Raw genomic sequence first — 17,356 nt, forward strand, 5'->3', positions numbered from 1 at the left:
CGGTGGAACGATGAGGATCGTAGCAGGGGTGGGAGGGAGATGCGAAATCGGTTCTGTCAGGGGTGGCGGGCCAGGACGGACATGGCGGCGTTGTGGCCGCCGAGGCCGGAGACGGCGCCGCCGCGGCGGGCGCCGGAGCCGCAGATGAGGAGGTTGGCGACGTCGGTCTCGGTGCCCCAGCGGCCGGCGTCGGCGTCGTCGGTGGCCCAGGGCCACTGCAGATCGCCGTGGAAGATGTGACCGCCGGGCATGCCGACGGATTCCTCGATGTCGTACGGCGTCTTGGACTCGATGCACAGGTTGCCGTCGGCGTCGCGGGCGATGCAGTCCTCGAGCGGCTCGGCGAGGTACGAGTCCAGGCCGGCCAACACCCGGCGGGTCGCCTCGGCCCGGGCCGCATCGTTGTCCGAGGCAAACAACCGGGCGGGGAAGTGGACGCCGAAGACGGTCAGCGTGTGGTGGCCGGAGGCAACCAGTGACGGCGACAGGATCGACGGGTCCGTCAGCGAGTGGCAGTAGACCTCGGAGGGCGGTGTCGGCGGCACGACCCCGGACAGAGCCGACTGGTACGCGGACTCCAGTTGGCTGTAGTCCTCGTCGATGTGGAAGGTCCCGGCGAACGCGCGGGTGGGGTCGTCGCCCGACTTGAGCGCGGGCAGCCGCGACAGCAGCAGGTTGATCTTGAGCTGCGATCCCTCCGGCTTCTCGCCCACAGGCCGACCACGGAGCGCATCCAGAGTGGTCGGCGCGACGTTGGCAAGCACGTAGGAGCTCTCGACGGTCCGTTCGCCGTCGCCACCGAGCCAGGTCACGGACGCGCCGACGCCGTCGGCCTCCACGGAGGTCACCGCCGCGTTGGTGATCAGCGATGCGCCGGCACGACGGCCTGCGGCGGCCAAGGCGTCGGTCACCGCGCCCATGCCGCCGACAGGCACCCGCCACTCACCGGTGCCGTTGCCGATCAGGTGGTAGAGGAAGCACCGGTTCTGGATGAGCGATGCGTCGTGCAGGCCCGCGAACGTCCCTATGACTGAGTCGGTTGCGACCACTCCGCGCACGGTGTCGTCGGCGAAGCGCCGTTCGACGCTCTCGCCGAGCGGTCGCTCAATGAGCTCCTCCCACAGCCCTGCATCGACACGTGCACGCAGGTCGGCGGCCGACGGCAGCGGCTCGAGCAGTGTGGGAGCGACCACCTCGGCCAGCGACCCGACCGCGCGGTAGAAGGCAGTCCAGGCGTCGTACTCCGCATCACTGCCCGTCAGCGCCTCGAACGACGCCCGCGTCGCCGCGCCCTCTGGTCGCTCGACCATCAGGCCGAGGTCGCGTCCGGAGCGGCGTACCGGGGTGTACGACGCCACCGCGCGCGACCGCAGTTCCAGGGAGAGACCGAGGTCGGCGACGACCTTGTCCGGGAGCAGGCTGACCAGGTACGAGTACCGCGACAGCCGCGCGTCCACACCCGGGAACACCTGCTCGCTGACCGCTGCGCCACCGGTGTGCGACTGCTGCTCGAGGACGAGCGTGGAGAGCCCGGCCTGGGCCAGATAGGTGGCGGCGACGAGGCCGTTGTGGCCACCGCCTACGATCACGACGTCGTAGAAGTCCTTCATCCGACCGGCCAATCCAGCTTGGTGTACGCGGCGTCCCAGAACATCCATTCGTACCGGCACGTCGTCCGGAAGTGCTGGTGACAACGGTCCCGCTCCGACGCGCTCACGTCCAGCCCGTCGGTCACCGCCAGCACCGACTCGACCACGGCGTCGAACTCGTCCGAGCCGTACGTCTCGATCCACTGCCGGTAGAGCGGGTCCGGCGACGACCGCTTGAGCAGTTCACGTCCGACGTCGCGGTAGATCCAGTAGCAGGGCAGTACGGCGGCCACGGCCTCGGCGTACGTGCCCGTCGCGCACACGGCGGTCAGATAGGACATGTACGCCGTCGTCGTCGGACCGGACCCAGCTGCGTCGACATCCGCCGCGGTCAGTCCGAGAGAGCCGAGCAGAGAAGCGTGCAGCTCGCGTTCGACCTCGATCGCGTTGGCGGCGTGCAGCGCGAACATGCGGACCGCGTCCTCGTCGACCGCACGGCCGGCGACCAGCGTCAGCGCCCGCGAGTACGAGCGCAGATAGTGACTGTCCTGGACGATGAAGTAACGGAACGCGTCGTGGTCCAGCGTGCCGTCGGTCAGGCCGGTGATGAACGGGTGCTTGACGATCTCGTCGTACACGGTCGCCCCGCCGCGGTCCCACAGCTCGCTGGAAAACGTCATCCCCAACTCCCTCGCGGTCGACTGCGACGACCTTATCCACAACCCGGCGCGACGGCACGAGACGAAAGTCACTCCGTCGCTCTACCCTGACGCCATGACGATGCAGGGGGAGCGGGTCGAGCCGACGGCGGGGATGCCGCCGGACACGCCGCTGCTCGCCCGGATCCGCGCGTCCGTGATCGGCGACGACCAGGTGATGCCCGGGCCGTACGGTCCGCGCCGGGTCACGTACGCCGACTACACCGCCTCGGGCCGCGCGCTCACCTTCCTCGAGGACTTCATCCGCGACGAGGTGCTGCCGCGGTACGCGAACACCCACACCGAGTCCAGCGGGACCGGTCTGCAGACCACCCGCCTGCGGGAGGACGCCCGCCGGATCATCCTGAACAGCGTCGGCGGCGACGACCGGACCGCGGTGATCTTCTGCGGCTCGGGCGCGACCGGCGCGATCGACAAGCTGATCGGGATCATGGGGCTGCGGATCCCGGCCGAGCTCGACGACACGTACCACTTCACCGACCAGATCCCGCCCGAGCAGCGCCCGGTCGTCTTCATCGGGCCGTACGAGCACCACTCGAACGAGCTGCCGTGGCGCGAGTCGATCGCCGACGTGGTCGTGATCGGCCAGGACCACGACGGCCACATCGACATCGACCAGCTCGAGTCGCGCCTGGTCGAGTGCGCCGACCGCCCGCTCAAGATCGGCTCGTTCTCCGCGGCCAGCAACGTCACCGGGATCGTCAGCAACACGCGGCGCGTCTCCACGCTGCTGCATCGGTACGGCGCCCTGTCGTTCTGGGACTGCGCGGCGGCGGCGCCGTACGTCGAGATCGACATGTACGGCGACGACCCGCTGGCGTACAAGGACGCGATCTTCCTCAGTCCGCACAAGCTGATCGGCGGGCCCGGGACGCCCGGCGTACTCGTGGCCCGGCGGGAGTTGCTGCGGAACCGCGTTCCCGACGTACCGGGCGGGGGGACGGTCGCGTACGTGAACCCGCTCGAGCACCGGTACCTCGAGGATCCGGTGCACCGGGAGGAGGGCGGGACGCCGGCGATCATCGGGTCGATCCGGGCCGGGCTCGCGTTCCAGCTCAAGCAGGCGGTCGGGATCGACGTGATCCGCGCGCACGAGGACGCGTACCTGCGGCGCGCGGTCGAGGCGTGGACGGCCGAGCCGAACGTCCAGATCCTCGGCAACCTCGACGCCGAGCGGCTGTCGATCGTGTCCTTCGTGATCAAGGCACCGTCCGGGCGGTACCTGCACCACAACTTCGTGGTCGCGCTGCTCAACGACCTCTTCGGCATCCAGTCGCGCGGCGGGTGCTCGTGCGCGGGGCCGTACGGGCACACCCTGCTCGGGATCGACCTGGTCCGCTCGCACGAGTTCGCCGAGGAGATCCTGCACGGGTGCGAGGGGATCAAGCCCGGCTGGGTCCGGGTGAACTTCAACTACTTCATCTCCGAGGCGGTGTTCACGTACGTCGTGGAGGCGGTGAAACTGGTCGCCCGCGACGGTTGGCGGCTGCTCGGTGACTACCGGTTCAACCCGGCGAACGGGCTGTGGCGGCACCGTCGCGGGCCGGTCGAGCCGCCGATGCGGCTGTCCCAGGTCGGGTACGACGCCGACGGCACGCTGAGGTACCCGCGCCACGACCACACGGCTCCCGAGTCGGCGCTCGAGGACTATCTGGCCGAGGCCCGCGAGCTGCTCTCGACGTGTCCGGAGAGTGCGGATCGCGATGGTCACGTGAATGCGGACTTCGACCACTTGCGCTGGTTCGATCTGCCGTCCCGCTGTCTGTCGGGCTGAGCGCGGGTTGTGTCGAGGCCTGGACGTGAACAGTGGCCGGGCGCCTCGGGAGGCGACCGGCCACTGATGTCGTACGGGTGAGCCAGCGGTCTTACGGGCAGCGCGGGGCCTTCTTGCCGTCGGGCGCGATGGCGAACCAGGCGTTGCCGACGCCGTACCCGGCGGTCTGGCCGAGCTTCTTGTCCTTGTGGAAGTAGTACAGCGGCCAGCCGTTCAGCGTGAGCTGCTTGCCTTCCGGGCGGTCGATCGTGCCGACGGCCGCGCGGTCGATCTTGTTGCTCAGGATCTTGACGCCCTTCTTGCCGGTCAGGACCGGCTCCCACTTCTTCGCGCAGTCGCCGGAGCAGTTGCTGCGCGAGGGGTTGGCGGAGTCGTTGTCGAAGCGGTAGATCGTCCGGCCAGCCTGGTTCGTGAGGAACGGCATGAATCCGTCGACCACGTTGACGGTCAGCGTCTGCACGTCCTTCTGCGCCGGCGCGGCCGGCTCGGCCTGCGTGGTGGACTTCGCCTTGCCGCCCTGCGGGCTGACGGCGAACCACACGCCGCCGCGACCCTGACCCGCGAGTTCACCGAGCTTCAGGTCGTCCTTGAAGTAGTAGAGCGGCCAGCCCTTCAGCGTGACCTGCTTGCCTTCCGGGCGGTCGATCGTGTTGATCAGAGCCTCGTCGACACCGCCGCCGTCGATCTGTACGCCGGCGCCGGCGAGCACCGGCTCCCAGAGTTCGGCGCACTCGTCGAAGCAGGTCGACTGGGACGGGTTCGCCGAGTCGTTGTCGAAGCGGTAGACGGTCCGGCCGGTTGCGCTGGTGACGATCGGCGTCAGGCCGGGAACCTGCTGCACCTTGAGTACCTTCGCCTCTTCCTCGCCGGCCTGCTCGGCCCCCTGCGCGCCGCCTGCCGGTTCGGTGTTCTGCGACGACGGTGCGGGTTCCGGTGTGCTGTTCCCGGCTTGGCCGTTTCCGGCTTGGGCGTTGCCGGTCTGGGCGTTGCCCGTTTGGGTGTTGCCCGTGTCAGCGGTGCCGGTCTCGGTGTTGCCGTCAGCCGATCCGTAGAACTCGGACGCGTCGCAGGCCGACAGCGCCAGCACGGCGGCAAAGGCGGTGATCGTCGCGGCAAGGGACTTTCTCATCGGATCCTCCGTGGTCTGGAACGCCTGTCTTCGGTCTGTCTCAACGGGGGATACGGACGCTTCGGCGGACCGGTTCACCGTCGGCCCAAGTTTTTTCTGATCGGGTTCGTCGGTTGCTATAAGCAACAAAACTGGTGACCCCTCGGGTTGACAGGATGGGCCGACGGCGACGGGAGAGAGGTCACGGTGGGGTCCAAGCTGCCAGGTGTGCTCGCGGTGCTCGGCGGAGTCTGGATGCTGTATCTGTACTTCGGTGCCGCCGAGGTGACGTACTTCGGGGCGGGTCAGGACGACCGGGTGGAGGTGAGCTGCGCGCCGTTCGGACCGATGGGCGGGACCGTGGAGAGCTTCCGCGATCCGCTGACCGTCGAGCAGCGTGAGGCCGTGAGCGCGTACGTCGACACGCTCGATGGCACCACGTCCCGCGAGGATGCCGAGCGACTCGAGGCCGACGCCTAGCAGTCGCTGATGGCCGACTGTGATCGCGCCCGACTGGACCGGCTCGCCCTGCTGGTCCTGGTAGCTGCTACAACCTGCCTACTCGTCGTTGCCCAACGCACACGCAACCGCCGCGCGGCACCAGTCGAAAGCTCAGCGGACAACAACCACGCCTCGTCCGGAAGCGACCACCACCCGCCCACGGCCGACGGCGGTCCATCCGCGGTCGACCGCGGCCTATCCACGGCCGACCGCCGCCCGCCCGCGGCCGACGATGGCTCGTCCGAGTCGTCCGCGCCAGACCTCGCCTCGTCGGAGGGCGAGCAGGCGGCTTCCCGACGCGATGGGGCTTGAGCAGGATTGCTAGCGCAGCTGCTGCTCGATCCAGTGGGCTGTCTCGAGGGCCCGGTTGTTGCTTTTGGCAATGATCTGTAGGCCGATGGGGAGGCCTGGGGTCGGGAGGGGGATGGTGATGGCTGGGTGGCCGGTGAGGTTGGCCAGGCGGGTGTTCTTGAGGAGTTGCGCGCGGACGGCGAGGGAGCCGGCGGGGGTGTCGACGGCGTCGATGGGTGGCGCGGTGGTGAGCACCGTGGGCGTGATGACGGCGTCGACCTCGGTGAGGAGCGCGTCCATGGCGTTGGTGATCTCGGCTGCTTTGGCGCGCGCGGCGCCGTACTGGCTGGCTGAGACTGCTGCGGCTTCGCGGAGTCGCTCCTGGACGTCGGGCTGGTAGTTGGTGAGGTCCCGCCCGGCGTGGTTGGCGGCCGCCTCGGGACCTTGGATTTCCGCCGCGGCCTGGAAACTCTCGGCCCACTCCGGCAGGCGGACGTCGATTGTCGACAATCTGCTGATCGACAACCGCCAGGCTGTCTCGACCTCAGGGGTGAAGTCCAGGTACTCCTCGTTCACCACTACCCCGAGCCGCTGCGGCCCAGACCCGCTTGTGGCTGCTGTGGTCGGACTGGCGGCGGGGGTGGCCAGGGCTGCTAGGGCGTAGGCGGCGTCGGGGACGGTGTTGGTCAGTACACCTACGTGGTCGAGGCTGATTGCGAGGGGAAAGACGCCGTCGACCGGGAGCGTGCCGTACGCCGGTTTGAGCCCGACGACGCCGCAGAGCGCTCCGGGGATCCGGACTGATCCGGCGGTGTCGGTGCCGATGGCCAGTGGGACGATTCCGGCGGCGACCGCGGCGCCGGCGCCGGAGCTGGAGCCGCCGGTCATGCGGGTGGGGTCGTGCGGATTGCGGCAGGGCCCGGCGCGGTTCGACGTACCCGTGCAGCCGTACGCGAACTCGTGCGTGTGGCTCAGCCCGATGACGATCGCCCCGGCCGCCCGGAGCCGCGCGACCACCTCGGCGTCGCGGCGCGCGGGCTCGTCCATCGAGGCGGATCCGCAGCGGTGCGGCATGCCCTCGACCTCGATGATCTCCTTGACCAGGACGGGTACGCCGGCCAGCGCGCCGGTTCGCGGATGGTCGGCCGCAGCCTTGCGGGCGCCGTCCGCGTCGAGGTGTACGACGGCGTTCAGGTGCTTGGTCTCTTCGGCCCGTCGGAGTGCTTGCTCGACCAGTACGACGGGATCCAGACGACCGGCCCGGACGCCGTCGGCGATCTCCGCAAGACTCGGCCAGCCCCCGGACCGCGCCGAGCTCCCGGGCGGTGCCGAGTTCGCGGACGACGCCGGCCTCCCGGGTGGTGGCGAGGTCGTGGGGTCGGGGGTCATGGGGTGATCCTGTGGTCGGGGGCTAGTTGGGTTGCCAGTTCGAGGGTCGCTTCATCCAGCGGTTGCGGGCTCGTCGCGCCGTACGCCTCGAGGACTCGTTGCTCGACCGAGTCCACCGTCAGCCCGGGCACCTCGGTCGCGAGCGAGCCGACCGACGCGGGGTCGAACGGTAGCTCCAGGAGGTCGTACACCTCGGCCAGCAGCGGTCGCAGGCGGGCGTCGTCGCCGACCACGGTCAGCGCGCTGAACAGCCAGCCGTTGGGTACGACGCGCTGCCCGGTCCCCACCAGCTTCACCACACCGCGGGCGTTGACGCTGTGCGCGCCGGGGCAGTATTCACCAGGAACCGCACCCACGCGCGCGTCGATCCCGAGTCCGTGCAGTACGTCGGCGTACAGCGAGCCGTACTGCTTGAACCGCGTTTCCAGTCCCTCCGGCGCCAGTCGCTCCTGCTTGACGTGGTCCACCACCAGCGCCTCGGTCGTGTAGGCGACCGGCCGACCGCCCACGGCCCGCACCAACGGCTCGAACCCAGCAGCCTCGGCAGCCCGTACAGCCGCCGGGAACCCGGGTAGGTGCGTGTCCCGCCGCCCGAACACCACCACCGGCGCGGTCGGCCGATACACGCGCAGGGCCTCCGTCACCGCACCAGCCGACACCCGCCGCACCAACGCGTGCGCCGCCGCCAGCTCAAGCCCCTCATCCCCAACGCCACCACCAAACACCAGCACGCCGCCATCGTGTCATGTGACACTCGGGCGCATGGGTAGCAGCCGGGTCTTGGGGGTTGATGCTTGTCGGAAGGGGTGGGTGGGGGTTGCGGGGGAGCTGCGCGGGTACTTCGGCGTGACCATCGGGGATGTGGTCGCGGCGGCCGAGCGGGATGGGGCTGTGGGGGTGGTGGGGGTGGATATCCCGATCGGGCTGCCGGTAAGCGGGGTCCGGGCGGCTGATGTGCTGGCGCGGCGGGTGGTGGGGCGGCGGGCGTCGTCGGTGTTCGCTACGCCGGTGCGGGAGGCGTTGCTGGCGGCCACGCACGCCGAGGCGTCGGCGGTGAACCTGCGGGCTACCGGGAAGGGACTCAGTCAGCAGGCATACGCGTTGGCGCGGAAGATCCTCGAGGTGGACGCGTGGGCGCCGACTGCCGGGTGTGCGGTGATCGAGGTGCATCCGGAGGTGTGCTTCGCGACGATGGCGGGGCGGCCGTTGGTGCACCCGAAGTCGACCTGGGCGGGTGGGGAGGAGCGTCGGCAGTTGCTGGCCGCCGCTGGGATGCTGCCGGGGGCTGACGTCGGGCAAGCGGGCGAGTACGCCGCCGTCGACGACGTACTCGATGCAGCCGCAGCCGCCTGGACCGCCCGCCGCTACGCCGACGGTCGCGCCGTCTCCCACCCCGACCCACCAGAAATCTTCCCGAACCCCCCACCAGCAGCCATCTGGTCCTAGCCTGGCCGCCTCGTCGGAGCTAGCGGGCGCCGGCGTTGCGGAGGGTGGTGGCTATTTCGGTGTAGCCGCGCGACTTGGCGTGTTGGAGAGGGGTGACGCCGTCCTTGTCGGGGAGGGAGGGGTTGGCGCCGGCGGCCAGGAGGATGGTGACGATCTGTTGCCAGGGCTCCGTGCCCTTGCCGAGGATGACGGCCTCCAGCAGGGCGGTCCAGCCGAGATTGTTGACGTGGTTGACGTCGATGCCCGTCTGGACGACGCGGCGGACGTAGTCGACGTGACCGCGTTCGCTGGCGGGGATCACGGAGATGCCGCCGTAGCGGTTGCGCAGCGTGAGGTCGGTGTCGGCCGGGAGCAGCGTCTCGAGCATGGCGACGCTGCCCGTCACGCCGGTCACGAGCCACGCGGAGTCCTGGCGGTCGTCCTGCGCGTCCGGGTCGGCGCCGAGCGCGACCAGGAGCCGGGCCACGTCGACGCGATCCTTCAGCGATGCGAGCAGGAGCGCAGTACGCCGGTGCTCGTCGCGCGACTCGATCGGCGCACCGCCCGCCAACGCAGCCGCGACCCGGTCGGCGTCACCCGCATCCGCTGCCGAGAGCAGGGCCTCAACAGCCTGGGATCGAGCAGGCACCTCAGTGGCGAGTACGGCGGCCACCTGCCCCCGAGCCGCCTCCACAGGAGTGGTCCCATCGCGCTCGGCGGGCAGCTCGCGGTTGGCGCCGGCAGCGATCAGCAGCCGAACGGTGTCCACATACCGCGCACTGCCGTCACCGAGCAGCACTGCCTCGTGCAACGCGGTCCACCCGAGCCGGTTGACGTGATCGACGGTCACCCCGGCGCGGAGCAGTCGCCCGACCACTGCGGCGTGACCACGTTCGGCAGCGCGGATGAGCGCCGTACCGCGGTAGCTGTCGAGGCTGCGGAGGTCGGCGCCGTTCTGCAGCGTCAGGTCGAGCAGTTCGAGGTAGCCCTCGCTCGCGGCGATCAGGAAGGCACTCTGCACGGTGTCGTCGACCGCGTTGACGTCGGCGCCGGCCGTGATCAGTCGGCGAGCGGTCGGTACGTCGTTCTTCCAGGCGGCCGCGATGAGCTGCTGGTCGAGTGAATCGGCCTTCTGCACGATGGAGGTCCTCGGAGTTGGCGGGGCAGACGAAGGGGCGGACGGAGCAGGCGAAGGTGCGGGGGAGCAGGCTGCCGCCACCAGGATGACGGCAGCCGGCGCGGTGAGCTTGTTCATCAGCGTGGCGGGGTCAGCGCGACGACTTCGTACGGCGGCACGGCGACCTGCTCGTCGAATTTGCTGTCCACGAGCAACAGCCTGCCCTGTGCCAGTTTCGCGGTGGTGAACACGCGCGTGGGGTCGGTCGGCGTCGCGGACAGCAGTGTGGCGGTCCGGCCGTCGTACGAGAGGCGCAGCGTGCTCAGCACGCGGGAGAAGTTCCGCACGACCCACAGCCGGTTGCCTTCGCGTACGAGCCCGTCGGCGTTGACCAGGTCCGCCGTACCGGTGTCGACCGGCGAGACGCGTCCGGTCCGCAGGTCGAACCGCCAGAGCTTGCCGACGTTGCCCTGGGCCACGACCAGCGCGCGGCGGTCCGGCGACACGACGATGCCGCCGAGGTTGAACCCGCTCTGCGTCGGGATCGTCGCGGTCGCGTCCACCCACGTCCGCACGGTCCAGCGACCGTGTCGCTCGGCCACGCGGAACACCTGCGGCGAGTTCGAGTTGGTGAAGTACGCCGCTCCGTCCGGCCCGATCACCACGTCGTTGAGGAACGCGTTGGCCACTCCGGTCCGCAGAACCGCCAGCAGCCGGCCGGACCGGTCGTACACCCACAGGTCGGGGGCACCAGGGTGGTCGATCCCGTTCGGGCCACCGGCGACGTACACCCGGCCCTGGGAGTCGACAGTGACGCCACGCGCGGTCCAGCGGCCGTCCGTGCCGTCACCGCGCAGCCACTCTGTCGCGGCGGTGGAGTGGAGCCGGCCACGGTGGATCTCGCCACCGGTGGTCTCCGACACGTAGAACCGCTGCGTGCGTACGTCGTACCCGATGCCCTCGAACTTCGACCCGCCGGCGTCACCCGGCAGCTCGTAGCTGACAGGGTGCGCGGACGCGGTGGTGACGCCGACACCGAGCAGTCCGGCGGACAGCGCCAGCGTGGCGGACAGGGAGCGGACGGACATGATGACCTCGCTTCAGAAGGAGTGGATGGCTCCAGCCTGCTGCGTGGATTCCGCGCGGACGACGGGCGATCGGGGACGATCGGATAGCCGAACGGATGATTTCGTCGCCGCGTTTCGGGCCTACCATCGGCGGACATGACCACTTCACGCTCACACCCGGCGACAGCGGTCCCTGCCGCCCCCGGCGCACCGGCCTGGGCGGCCGGGATCCTCGGCCGCGCCAACGGGCTGGTGACGGCGCTGCACGCGGCGTTCGTCGTACTCGTGCTGGCGTCCGCCGTGCGGTACCTGTCCGGGCACGGCTTCGGCGACCGGGCGCCGTGGGTGTTGACCGGGGCCGTCGTACTGCTGGCGACGTACGCCGCGTACCGGGTGCTGCCGAGCCGGGTGTGGCTGGCTCTGCTCGTGGCGGTGTGGTTCGGGCTGGTGCTGCTGGCGCCGTCGTTCGCGTGGTGCGCCGTACCGCTGTCGTTCGTGGCGTTGCGAGTGCTGCCGTTCTGGCCGGCCTGTGCGGTCGTGGCCGGCATGGTCGTGACCACTGTGGTCACGTGGACCCGGATGACCGACCGGCTGGACCCGACCATCGTGCTCGGGCCGGTGTGCGTCGCCGTACTCGCAGTCGGCGCGTATCGGGCACTGGAGCGGGATGCACTCAAACGACAGGCGTTGCTGGACGACCTGCACGCGGCACAAGGCGATCTGGCCGACGCGCAGCATCAGGCCGGCGTACTGGCTGAGCGGGCGCGGCTGTCGCGCGAAATCCACGACAGCGTCGCCCAGGGCCTGTCGAGTATCAATCTGCTCCTGCAAGCCGCTGAACGCGAGTGGGACGACCGGCCGGGCGCTGCGCGCGAGCACGCGGCTCAAGCGGCGGCAACGGCCCGCGACGGTCTGGACGAGGTACGGCGGGTGGTCCGCGACCTGGCGCCCGCGGAGCTCGCCTCGGGAGATCCTGCCCTGCCTGGCGCGTTGCGAAGCACGTGTGAGCGCCTGGCCGCGCACACCGGGGTCGACGTGCAGGTCCAGGTGCACGGCACGCCGGTGGCACTCGGAGCCGAGGTTGAAACAGCACTGCTGCGTACTGCGCGTGGTGCACTGGCAAACGTGCTCGAACACGCTGACGCGACCACTGCGGTCGTCACCCTCACGTATCAGCCGGATGCCGTCGTACTGGACGTCCGCGACGACGGCCGCGGGATGACAGCTCGCCCCACCGACCCAGACCGCGGCCGCGGGCTGGCAGGCATCCGCGAACGTCTCCAGGCGCTCGGCGGCACGCTGGTGCTGGAGAGCGAGCCGGGCGAGGGTACGGCGCTCGCGGCGTCCGTACCGTTGGAGCGCTCATGATCCGGGTCGCGCTGGTCGACGACCATCCAGTGGTCCGTGCGGGGATGCGTGCGCTCGTTGACGGGCAGGAGGACCTGACCGTCGTCGGCGAGGCGTCCGACGCGCACAGTGCGGAGCAGCTGGTCGCGGCTGTCCGTCCGGACGTCGTACTGATGGATCTGAACCTCGGGCACGGGCCTGGTGGCGCTGAGGTCACTGCACGGCTGCGTGCGCTGCCGGAGCCGCCACAGGTGCTGGTGCTGACGACGTACGACACCGAGGCGGACATCTCGAGCGCGATCGACGCCGGTGCGTCCGGCTACCTCCTGAAGGACGCGCCGCCCGAGGACCTCTTCCGCGCGATCCGCGGCACCGCCCGCGGCGAGGTCGTGCTGGCGCCGGCCGTCGCCGCCCGCCTGGTACGGCGAACCGGTCCGCAGCTCACCGACCGCGAGGTGGAGATCCTCGGCCTGCTCGCCACCGGCCAGTCGAACCGCGAACTCGCCAAACGCCTCTTCGTCAGCGAGGCCACGATCAAGTCCCACCTCTCCCACATCTACACCAAGCTCGAGGTGGACACCCGAGCCGCCGCCGTCGCCCGAGCCATCGAACAACGCATCATCCGACCACCCGCGTAACGGAGCGTGCGCGCCCTCGATAGTCAGGGTGGGGGTGGGGGTATGAACGAGGGGGAGTTCGCCGACTGGATCCAGGAGCTGGTGGACGAGGGGGTGTATAGCGCGGAGCTCGGCCGGGACTTCGTCGACCAGCGGTCGCTGTTCGAGGAACTGTTCCGGCTGCGCATCCTGGCCGGCGACCCGGAGCTGCCAGGTGCTGTCGGCTGTGTCGCGGACGAGCCGATCGGCGCGCCCAGTCCGAACGAGTTGGTCGCGGCGGCGAGCGAACGACACGAAGGCCGGGCGATCTACTTCGAGTCGGTCATGACCAGGATCCGGTGAGCGGGATGACGCTGACCGCCATCGGCAACTCGTCGAGGCCGTTCCAGACCGGCAGGGCGCACGGGGTCAATCCACTCAGCGGGGGCAGGCACAGCCTGACCGTCGACTGGCTGGTCGACACCGGCGCCGACTGGTCCGCCGTACTGCCGAACCTGGCGATGAACTTCGCCACCACGACACCGGTGCCGGCCGTGAGCGCGCCACCGGCGGGCTCCGCCTACCGGCTCGCGGCGGGGATCGAGGTCGAGTTCACCGTGTGGACGAAGCTGGGTCAGCAAACGGTGTGCGCGACCACGCCGGTGATCGCCATCAAGGCGAACAACGTCGGCTCCAACCTGATCGGCGTACCGGAGCTCGCCGACCGCAGCGCCGAGGTCCGCTGGAATGCACGCACCAGGACGGGGGAGTTGCGTCGATGAGTCTGTTCAGGAAGGCAGCGGTGGTAGCCGAACCGATCGCGTACCGGCTGCCGGTGACGGTGGTCCGTATCCAGGGCACGCGGACGACGACGACCTCGTCGGTGGACCCGACGGCCAGGCCCCAGGTGGAGCGGGAGGCCACGGTCGACGTCGACGTGGTTGCCGACCCGCGGCAGACGTACGAGCTGCGCGCGCCGGCCGACTCTGGCTGGCAGGACCGCCAGCTGTCGCTCACGTTGACCACCGACGGCCGTCTCGCGACCGCCGGCGCCGAGCTGACCGACCGGTCCGGTGAGCGGCTCAAGGCGGTCGTGACGATCGGTGCCGTCGTCGCCGGCAGTCTCGTGCTCGGCGCGAATCCGATCACGGCCGGCGCGGGAGCGCTGGTCGTCGCGGCCGGGTCGCTCAGGCGTGCCATCGAGGAGCTCGACAGCGACGGTCACAGCGGTACGTCGCAGGACGACGAGGAGCAGGTTGATGAGGCGCTGCCGAAACCCGAGGAGCTCGGGATCAACCCGGAGTACGAGACCGACCATCCGGCCGACCACGCGCTCCTGTACGCGTACCGGATGGCCCTGCTGCGGCTCACGCTGGAACACGCCACCATGGCCGGCCGCACAGGCTCCCTGCCGGGCTCGGTGGCGGACGCGCTGAAGCAACTCGACGCGATCCTGAAGAGCACGCGAGCCGAGGCCAAGCACGTCGAGGCCAGGTACGACGCGTGGCTGAAGTCGAAGGAGACCAGGGACACCAAGACCATCGTACTCGAGTTGTACGCCGACCAGTTGCCCGACGAAGCCGCGTTCCACAAGCAGTTGCTGGACGGAGCGGGCAGTACGCCGCCGGTCTGGTGGAAGGCGATGGAGACCGTGCGCACGATGGCGACCGTGGACTACCTGGACGGGGGTACGGCGAGCGCGCCATCGGAAGCTGCGATCGCGGCCGGCTCGATCGTCTATCGCGTGCCCCGGCCGGCGACGTTGCAGACGTGGAGCGTGGTCGAGAAGGAGTCGGGGTACGAAGCCACGCGGGCCACGCAGGATCGCATCCTCGTCACCGTGCCGGGGAGTGAGCAGACGATCGCCGTGTCGTCCGCGAAGAAGGAAGGCAAGGTCGAGATCGGGCTCGATCCGTCCGGTGCGTTGATCTCGCTGGAGGTCACCAGCAACAGCTCGGCTGCCCGGCGCGCGGAGACCGTCGCCGGACTGCCCGCCGTCGTCAAGGACGCGCTGACCACGGGCGGAGAGCTCGCCGCGACCTTCGACCCGACCCAGCGCGAGCTGCAGCGGCTCGAACGTGAGCTGAAGATCGCCGAGGCGAACGCGAAGCTCAAGGGCCCGGCCGACCCGGATCCCAGGCTCACCGAACTGCAGGACAAGCTTGCCGTCGCCGAGCTCGAGGCGCGTCTCGCCGCGGCCGAGCTGATCCGGTCGGACCCGTCGCGCGCGACGATCGTCGTCCGGACGACCGAGTAGGCGAGCGGATCAGAAGACTTTCGACAGGACCCAGACGGTGAAGGCCAGAAAGCCGATCACGAACGTGACGACGACCACAACACCGTACCCGAACCACAAACTCCCGGAAGACTTCACCGCCACATCCTGCCAGCAACGCGAGCTGCCCCGACCACAGGAGAGGGGGGTGCGGGTGGCGGAGCCCCCGACCGCGGCAAGCGGAGCGCAGCCGCACAACATGCCGAAGGCGACCCGGTCCGCGCTGTCCGCGGACACGAATCGCCTTCGCCTGAGGGTGAGTGACGGGACTCGAACCCGCGACCACCTGGACCACAACCAGGTGCTCTACCAGCTGAGCTACACCCACCATTGCCGTCCGACTGCGACGGCTGAGCAATCATAGCGATGATGGTCGATTACCAGAAATCGGCCCCGGCAGCGCCGATCAGGAGGCGGGGGACGAGTCGGTGACCGCGTCGGTGACCAGGTTCGCTGCCGCTCGGGCGGTGTCGGAGTCGGGGCCGGGCTGGGGGACGAAGACGGTCTGGCGGTAGTACCTGAGCTCGGCGATGCTCTCGGTGATGTCGGCCAGCGCTCGGTGGTTGCCGGTCTTCGCCGGGGTGGCGTAGTACACCCGCGGATACCACCGCCGGACCAGCTCCTTGATCGAGCTGACGTCGACGTTGCGGTAGTGCAGGTGCGCCTCCACCCGCGGCATGTCGCGCACCAGGAACGTCCGGTCGGTGCCGACCGAGTTGCCGGCCAGCGCGGCCTTGCGCGGCTCCTTGACGTACCCGGAGATGAAGTCGAGCACCTGCTGCTCGGCGTCGGCGAGGGGGATCCCGTGCGGCAGCTCGGCGAGCAGGCCGGACTCGGTGTGCATGTCGCGGACGAAGTCGCCCATCTGCTCGAGCGCGGCCGGGGGTGGCGCGATGACCAGGTCGATCCCGTCACCGAGCACGTTCAGTTCGTAGTCGGTGACGAGAACCGCGACCTCGATCAGCGCGTCCGCCGCCAGATCGAGGCCGGTCATCTCGCAGTCGATCCACACCAGCCGGTCGTTCATGGGCACCCACCTTACGGTGACCCGGGGACAGCGTCGCGCCCACCGGCCCCGAGCGGCGGCGTGGCGTTCCTCTCGTACGTACGCCGTCACCGCAGCCCAAGGCCCCCTACGCAGTCACCCCAGCCCGAGGCCTCGTACGGCGTCAGCGCGGCACGTGGCCGACGTGGATGCTCCGCACGGACAGCATGAACACGTCGGTACGCCGTCCGAGGTAGTGCTCGTCCTCCGGATCCAGCAACCGGGCCCACACCGCCAGATCCTCCCGCGACAGCCACTCCTGGACCTCGACCTGGCCATGACCGTGACCGTGACCATGACCGTGCCCATGACCCGGCGCAGCCTCGGCATCCGGGTTCAGCCGGTCCACCCGGTGCCGGAACTGCGTGACGAGTTGCTCACGCTGCTCGTCCGTGAGCGGCGCCGACGTCTCGGACAGGATGCTCCGGGTGCTCACGTCGGTCAGCCCGGCCCGGGTCAGCGCATCCGTCCACCCGTACGGCAGCGGCACCGAGCCCGGCAGCGCGTCGCGCATCGCCGCGAACCACCGGTCCTGCGCCAGGTCCAGCCGCAGCTCCAGGCCGGGCTCGCCGATCCCCAGGTCCCACGGCAGGTTCCGCGCCGGCAATCCGCCCTCGGCCAGCGCCAGCCGTCCACCTGGCGCGAGCAGCGACGCCAGCGCGTCGATGGCCGCCTGCTGGTCCGCCGCGTGGTGCACCGAGGCGGACGCCCAGATCAGGTCGGCCGGCGCGTCGATTGCCTTCCGCAACGGTTCGGCGCCGTCGTCCATCGACGCCAGTTCGCACCGGACCGCGCCGGCCGTGTGCTCGCGCGCCTGCTCGAGTACGTCGGGATCCGCGTCGATCGCGACCACCGTCGTACCGGCCGGCATGGCCTCGGCCAGCGCCTTCGCCATCCCGCCGCCTCCGCAGCCGACGTCGACGGCCACCCGGTCGCTGTCCCGGACCAGACTCGCGGCCACGGTCGCGTTCCAGTCGGCCTCGCTCGCCGCCGACGCCCGCAGCCGCCCGGCTTCCTCACTCCACTCGATCTCCACCATGCCGCCCAGTCTCGGCCCACCTCCGCCGGAACACACGTTCCGTTGCCGTTCCGGCAACAGGGCCACCACCGGCG

The 17,356-nt window shown here is 70.0% G+C and carries 17 protein-coding genes and 1 tRNA gene; 8 read left to right on the top strand and 10 right to left on the bottom strand.

The features are described from left to right. Window positions 1–56: 56 nt before the first annotated feature. Both ACQPYZ_RS10015 and tenA read right to left on the bottom strand, forming a co-directional pair. Window positions 57–1,610 carry a phytoene desaturase family protein gene (locus ACQPYZ_RS10015; RefSeq protein ID WP_433167174.1) on the bottom strand — a complete coding sequence of 518 codons (1,554 nt, stop codon included), beginning with the start codon at window positions 1,608–1,610 and terminating at the stop codon, window positions 57–59. Continuing rightward, entirely contained in the window at window positions 1,607–2,269 is a 663-nt protein-coding gene (gene tenA, locus ACQPYZ_RS10020) for a thiaminase II (RefSeq protein ID WP_433167175.1), read from the bottom strand. Before tenA ends, ACQPYZ_RS10015 begins: the two co-directional genes overlap by 4 nt. Window positions 2,270–2,363: 94 nt before the next feature. On the opposite strand from tenA, the gene ACQPYZ_RS10025 reads away from it, so the two are divergent. Beyond that, window positions 2,364–4,082 (top strand): aminotransferase class V-fold PLP-dependent enzyme, encoded by a 1,719-nt coding sequence (locus ACQPYZ_RS10025; RefSeq protein WP_433167176.1) that lies wholly within the window; start codon window positions 2,364–2,366, stop codon window positions 4,080–4,082. Window positions 4,083–4,173: 91 nt separating this feature from the next. Here the strand turns inward: ACQPYZ_RS10025 and ACQPYZ_RS10030 are convergent, their stop codons facing one another. Further along, window positions 4,174–5,211, bottom strand: a complete 1,038-nt coding sequence (locus ACQPYZ_RS10030; protein ID WP_433167177.1) for a hypothetical protein — start codon at window positions 5,209–5,211, stop codon at window positions 4,174–4,176. A 186-nt stretch (window positions 5,212–5,397) separates the two neighbouring features. Here ACQPYZ_RS10030 and ACQPYZ_RS10035 point away from each other — a divergent pair, with 186 nt between their 5' ends. Further along, the gene (locus ACQPYZ_RS10035; RefSeq protein ID WP_433167178.1) at window positions 5,398–5,670 is read left to right on the top strand and encodes a hypothetical protein; all 273 of its coding nucleotides are present in this window, start codon (window positions 5,398–5,400) and stop codon (window positions 5,668–5,670) included. 342 nt (window positions 5,671–6,012) lie between these two features. Here the strand turns inward: ACQPYZ_RS10035 and ACQPYZ_RS10040 are convergent, their stop codons facing one another. Both ACQPYZ_RS10040 and ACQPYZ_RS10045 read right to left on the bottom strand, forming a co-directional pair. Continuing rightward, on the bottom strand, window positions 6,013–7,371 hold the full coding sequence (locus ACQPYZ_RS10040) for an amidase (RefSeq protein WP_433167179.1): 1,359 nt from the start codon (window positions 7,369–7,371) through the stop codon (window positions 6,013–6,015). Beyond that, a complete protein-coding gene (locus tag ACQPYZ_RS10045; RefSeq protein ID WP_433167180.1) occupies window positions 7,368–8,015 on the bottom strand; it encodes a lipoyl protein ligase domain-containing protein in 648 nt (215 codons plus the stop codon). Before ACQPYZ_RS10045 ends, ACQPYZ_RS10040 begins: the two co-directional genes overlap by 4 nt. Window positions 8,016–8,181: 166 nt before the next feature. Between ACQPYZ_RS10045 and ACQPYZ_RS10050 the strand changes: the two genes are divergently transcribed. Beyond that, window positions 8,182–8,817 carry a DUF429 domain-containing protein gene (locus ACQPYZ_RS10050; protein ID WP_433167181.1) on the top strand — a complete coding sequence of 212 codons (636 nt, stop codon included), beginning with the start codon at window positions 8,182–8,184 and terminating at the stop codon, window positions 8,815–8,817. A 19-nt stretch (window positions 8,818–8,836) separates the two neighbouring features. On the opposite strand, the gene ACQPYZ_RS10055 is transcribed toward ACQPYZ_RS10050, so the two are convergent. Next, complete coding sequence (locus ACQPYZ_RS10055; RefSeq protein ID WP_433167182.1) at window positions 8,837–9,934, bottom strand: ankyrin repeat domain-containing protein; 1,098 nt, start codon at window positions 9,932–9,934, stop codon at window positions 8,837–8,839. Window positions 9,935–10,050: 116 nt separating this feature from the next. After that, entirely contained in the window at window positions 10,051–11,001 is a 951-nt protein-coding gene (locus ACQPYZ_RS10060; protein ID WP_433167183.1) for an SMP-30/gluconolactonase/LRE family protein, read from the bottom strand. A 135-nt stretch (window positions 11,002–11,136) separates the two neighbouring features. On the opposite strand from ACQPYZ_RS10060, the gene ACQPYZ_RS10065 reads away from it, so the two are divergent. From ACQPYZ_RS10065 to ACQPYZ_RS10085, 5 genes are read left to right on the top strand one after another with little or no spacing between them, the layout of a single operon-like run. Continuing rightward, the gene (locus ACQPYZ_RS10065; RefSeq protein WP_433167184.1) at window positions 11,137–12,348 is read left to right on the top strand and encodes a sensor histidine kinase; all 1,212 of its coding nucleotides are present in this window, start codon (window positions 11,137–11,139) and stop codon (window positions 12,346–12,348) included. Continuing rightward, on the top strand, window positions 12,345–12,965 hold the full coding sequence (locus ACQPYZ_RS10070) for a response regulator (protein WP_433167185.1): 621 nt from the start codon (window positions 12,345–12,347) through the stop codon (window positions 12,963–12,965). Before ACQPYZ_RS10065 ends, ACQPYZ_RS10070 begins: the two co-directional genes overlap by 4 nt. Before the next feature lie 42 nt (window positions 12,966–13,007). After that, window positions 13,008–13,286 carry a hypothetical protein gene (locus ACQPYZ_RS10075; RefSeq protein WP_433167186.1) on the top strand — a complete coding sequence of 93 codons (279 nt, stop codon included), beginning with the start codon at window positions 13,008–13,010 and terminating at the stop codon, window positions 13,284–13,286. 5 nt (window positions 13,287–13,291) lie between these two features. Then, complete coding sequence (locus ACQPYZ_RS10080; protein WP_433167187.1) at window positions 13,292–13,705, top strand: hypothetical protein; 414 nt, start codon at window positions 13,292–13,294, stop codon at window positions 13,703–13,705. After that, the gene (locus ACQPYZ_RS10085) at window positions 13,702–15,180 is read left to right on the top strand and encodes a hypothetical protein (RefSeq protein WP_433167188.1); all 1,479 of its coding nucleotides are present in this window, start codon (window positions 13,702–13,704) and stop codon (window positions 15,178–15,180) included. Before ACQPYZ_RS10080 ends, ACQPYZ_RS10085 begins: the two co-directional genes overlap by 4 nt. Window positions 15,181–15,453: 273 nt before the next feature. On the opposite strand, the gene ACQPYZ_RS10090 is transcribed toward ACQPYZ_RS10085, so the two are convergent. The 3 genes from ACQPYZ_RS10090 to ACQPYZ_RS10100 all read right to left on the bottom strand — a co-directional run bounded on the left by ACQPYZ_RS10090 (window position 15,454) and on the right by ACQPYZ_RS10100 (window position 17,282). Then, a tRNA-His gene (locus ACQPYZ_RS10090) sits at window positions 15,454–15,526 on the bottom strand. A 78-nt stretch (window positions 15,527–15,604) separates the two neighbouring features. Beyond that, window positions 15,605–16,225 (bottom strand): oligoribonuclease, encoded by a 621-nt coding sequence (gene orn / locus ACQPYZ_RS10095; RefSeq protein ID WP_433167189.1) that lies wholly within the window; start codon window positions 16,223–16,225, stop codon window positions 15,605–15,607. A 142-nt stretch (window positions 16,226–16,367) separates the two neighbouring features. After that, window positions 16,368–17,282 (bottom strand): class I SAM-dependent methyltransferase, encoded by a 915-nt coding sequence (locus tag ACQPYZ_RS10100; RefSeq protein WP_433167190.1) that lies wholly within the window; start codon window positions 17,280–17,282, stop codon window positions 16,368–16,370. Window positions 17,283–17,356 lie beyond the last annotated feature (74 nt).

This window comes from Kribbella sp. CA-247076 (assembly GCF_050942445.1).
GTDB lineage: Bacteria > Actinomycetota > Actinomycetes > Propionibacteriales > Kribbellaceae > Kribbella.

Excerpts from the sequence above, each read along its gene's own strand:
- ACQPYZ_RS10015 (WP_433167174.1), bottom strand. The coding sequence starts at position 1,610 with ATGAAGGACTTCTACGACGTCGTGATCGTAGGCGGTGGCCACAACGGC.
- tenA (WP_433167175.1), bottom strand. The coding sequence starts at position 2,269 with ATGACGTTTTCCAGCGAGCTGTGGGACCGCGGCGGGGCGACCGTGTAC.
- ACQPYZ_RS10025 (WP_433167176.1), top strand. The coding sequence starts at position 2,364 with ATGACGATGCAGGGGGAGCGGGTCGAGCCGACGGCGGGGATGCCGCCG.
- ACQPYZ_RS10030 (WP_433167177.1), bottom strand. The coding sequence starts at position 5,211 with ATGAGAAAGTCCCTTGCCGCGACGATCACCGCCTTTGCCGCCGTGCTG.
- ACQPYZ_RS10040 (WP_433167179.1), bottom strand. The coding sequence starts at position 7,371 with ATGACCCCCGACCCCACGACCTCGCCACCACCCGGGAGGCCGGCGTCG.
- ACQPYZ_RS10060 (WP_433167183.1), bottom strand. The coding sequence starts at position 11,001 with ATGTCCGTCCGCTCCCTGTCCGCCACGCTGGCGCTGTCCGCCGGACTG.
- ACQPYZ_RS10065 (WP_433167184.1), top strand. The coding sequence starts at position 11,137 with ATGACCACTTCACGCTCACACCCGGCGACAGCGGTCCCTGCCGCCCCC.
- ACQPYZ_RS10070 (WP_433167185.1), top strand. The coding sequence starts at position 12,345 with ATGATCCGGGTCGCGCTGGTCGACGACCATCCAGTGGTCCGTGCGGGG.
- ACQPYZ_RS10075 (WP_433167186.1), top strand. The coding sequence starts at position 13,008 with ATGAACGAGGGGGAGTTCGCCGACTGGATCCAGGAGCTGGTGGACGAG.
- ACQPYZ_RS10080 (WP_433167187.1), top strand. The coding sequence starts at position 13,292 with ATGACGCTGACCGCCATCGGCAACTCGTCGAGGCCGTTCCAGACCGGC.
- ACQPYZ_RS10085 (WP_433167188.1), top strand. The coding sequence starts at position 13,702 with ATGAGTCTGTTCAGGAAGGCAGCGGTGGTAGCCGAACCGATCGCGTAC.
- orn (WP_433167189.1), bottom strand. The coding sequence starts at position 16,225 with ATGAACGACCGGCTGGTGTGGATCGACTGCGAGATGACCGGCCTCGAT.
- ACQPYZ_RS10100 (WP_433167190.1), bottom strand. The coding sequence starts at position 17,282 with ATGGTGGAGATCGAGTGGAGTGAGGAAGCCGGGCGGCTGCGGGCGTCG.